This is a genomic window from Candidatus Igneacidithiobacillus taiwanensis (assembly GCF_031962545.1).
Taxonomy (GTDB): Bacteria; Pseudomonadota; Gammaproteobacteria; order Acidithiobacillales; family Acidithiobacillaceae; genus Igneacidithiobacillus; species Igneacidithiobacillus taiwanensis.
Window position 1 is genome coordinate 1 of record NZ_JAVRKK010000191.1, and the last position, 3,243, is coordinate 3,243.

At 56.0% G+C, this 3,243-nt stretch carries 1 protein-coding gene; it reads right to left on the reverse strand.

Annotation, left to right across the window (positions count from 1 at the left end):
* Window positions 1-2,154 precede the first annotated feature (2,154 nt).
* Window positions 2,155-3,243, reverse strand: a 1,089-nt coding sequence (locus RTI30_RS13445; RefSeq protein ID WP_312284033.1) for a replication initiation protein, incomplete at its 5' end; no start/stop codon positions are given.

The window sequence follows — 3,243 nt, forward strand, 5'->3', positions numbered from 1 at the left end:
GGAAAACGGCGATAGGGGGACTGGCAAGAGGCTTAACCGAACAAATTTTTAGACGGCCAGGAAGAAATCCGATGTTTTTGCAGATTTTTTCCGCAGCCTCTTAAGGATTGGGCCAGTTCGTGTGCGGTCTGGGGGCCGTTTTCCTGTAGGGATTGCAATATCCGCTTCTGGTCTTTTTCGAGTAGTTTTTCCATGGTTGGTTGCGCCTCCCTGAATAACGAAATGACTTCATGGGCAACTCAATGATGCTGATTGGATAGGGTATAGGAAAGGACACCGCTCAGACGCTTATGACCTACCGCAGCAGCAGCGGTGAAACATACGCATCCCCTACCTTTGGGTAGGGTGCATGTGTCCATAGCAAAGCAATCTCCAGCAATAGAAACGGGGAAAATCCAAGCTACCGGGCAGACCATTAACCCATCGGTGGCACAATCGCATCACAAGCCGGATACCAGCGTCCAGCTAATCGGATTGCATGTGGTATTTGCTGGAACGGCATAGCACCCGCTCAAAGGTGCCGGTTACGACTGCAGCTAGACCTCCTAGTGCAGGGCTTTTCCCTGCCACGCTGGTTTCTTGTTAGAGAAACCCTTAACTATCTGCTGGAAAACTGGAATTTCGGATTTTCTGAACAACAGAGTTCTTGAGCGCTTTCTTGCAGTCTCCGTATATCTTACTTGCAGGATGAGTGGGGTTGCGAGACGTAGTCGAGCGGCTTCTACGCACCATGGAAACCCTGCGCGGTTTACATGGGCCATCCTGCAGAGAATTTTTGACACCCATGAGATAGGGGAAATCGCTCAACGATGTTCCAAAAAGGCAATGAGCCGATCTCAATAAACACGGTAATCAATGCTGACCAGACAGCCAATGCAAGCGATGCTTAACCAGTTACAGAAACGCAACGGAAGCAGGAATAAGGAGCTATCGAATCACACTAGAACAGGGCAACAGACAGGGAAAAACTGTTACAGAAAGCTATAAGCCTAACTATGGAATCGGCCCCTGGCATGGCACAACCCCGTCGCTGATGATGGGTGATTTTATCTATGGGGGTCCTGCACAGTCGCCAGCTATAGGCACGGAAGCCAAGCCATCCTCGATCCATTGGCAGGCCATCCAGCCCATGCACCGCACAGGTCCGCATCGAGCCGGACGCGCGCCAGGGACTCCAAAAAGCCGGTTTGCGGGGTGATTCTGCATGATACCCGCAAAAAAATGGGCGGGGTTTGAGGAATTCTCGGATGATAAATCAAAAAGATAACTATTAGCGGCCTCCGCCTGTCTCTTTCGCTCACCTTCGGTTCGCAAAAGAGACAGGCGGTTGAGATCGGCGCTCCTGGCTATCGCAGTCGCGCCCGTACTGTTGGCATTTCCGATGACGCTTTCAGTCTGCGGCGGTCGCGTCGCCATTGGACACGGAGGGGGATTTCATGAAATTTCATACAGCAAAATATCGCTGAAAACCCCCGTTGCTATTGGCTTCTCCCCGTCCGTCTCTTTCGCTTCGCTCGCGTTACTCGCTCGCGAAAGAGACGGACGCGCAGCACGGCATAACACCCGCTCAGGCGATGACTGCCGTAGTCACTAGAGCAGGCAAACCAGAATCCCCGCCAAGGCTCCAAATTTGCCCTAGAAACGATTCTAGGAGTGGGGGATGGGGAAATACCCCACCCATCCACAAAAACGGCGGATAAGGCTGTGGATGACCCCGCCAAGGCCTCTCCAAAATTCGAGAATCAGGCCCGCCACTTTTCGTGGCATGCCTGAACCCTCTCTCCCGGACCCTCTCACCCTCCGTGCCAGACATGGAGGCCTCGACTACCCTTGGCCGATGTCTTGAAGGATACGCTTTCCCCCGTTCTCCCTTCGGCCTACGGCCTTCGGGGGCTGCCCTACGACCTGCGCTCGCAAGCTCGCTAGGTCTCGGCCAGCCTGATTCAGTTTTCTGATCTGTCGATCTGGGCTTCCCCGCTGCTATGACGGGATCAGGTGCCACTATCAGCAAACCCGTGGAAGCCGCGACGGCAGGTGGCCGGTCGGCTTTGCCTCCCTACCTGCCTGCGGCCCAGCCGACTCGGGGCGGTTCTTTCGCTACGCTCAAGCCGCCCCGGCTGGCTGTTATCTGATATAGGCTTCGTTAGACACCCACTACGACCGGCAGTAGTTTCGTGCTGTTTCGTGGTTAATGCCGAGTGCCCGCGCGATCTCCCGATAGCTGCATCCCCGCGCCCGCAGGAGTCTTGCGGTAGCGCGATCCTGCTCTCTAGCCTCCCTGCGGGCCTTGCCGCTGGCTATGCCTCCAAGCCTGCCTCTCTCGGCCTGTAGCTCCGGCGTATGGGTGCGCTCGATGAGGTCTTGCAGTCCTGCAGGCGTAATGTGCCGCCAGGTCCACTTGGCAATGCTCTTGGCTATCGTCCTGAGTTCTGGTTCATGGAGGGGCGCGTGAAATTGCCCGTTAATGGCCCGTAAATGCCCCAAAATCGCATCCTGCCATCGGGGTAGGCCATTGGGTGCCCAATAGTCCCTAATCGCGCTGTAGGCCCATTTACGGGCCGTATGGAACAGGAATACGTTTCGGCCCTCTTGGTAGGCTTCCTCTGGGGTGTTGGGGACATAGCGCCTAGCATTGGCCGCATCGAGGTCGAGATACTCCGCCAGTTCACCAAGGGTCCAGCGGCGATCGTGGAATATATGGGTTAGCCAATGCGGGTGGATCAGGTTTTTGCTTACAAGGCCGACATAGAGGTGGTCGGCATCCATCTTGGCGCATAGGGCACGTTCTATGGCTGCCAGATACCGCAAGGGGGCTTCCCTGCCTGCCTGAGTGCGGGTAACGCCAGCCTCGAGGAAATAGAACAGGTGGCCGTGGCCATTTTTCGGATTGATCGCTATGGCGTTCGGGGTCGGCCCCTCTGGGTCTTGGGTCTCCCAGCAATAGGCGAATGTTTCGGGGTCGCAAATACGGTGGTCCACGTCCAGCACGATAGTCCAGACCTGGGCTGGCGGATTGTGTTGGATGTATCGGTAGGCTAAGGCCTGCTTCCGGGTCCGGATGCGAAGGCCTCCGCCAAAGTCATTGGTGCAATAGGACCGATAGGGTAGGTGTTCGACCAATGGGTATAAACCCACTGGGATGCCCAGATCGAGGGCTGTTTGCTCGGCGGATGGGGTATTGCGCTTACGGGCGGCCATGCTGCCCTCCGATGCTCGCGTCTGCCGTCTCTGACGGGACCGGAA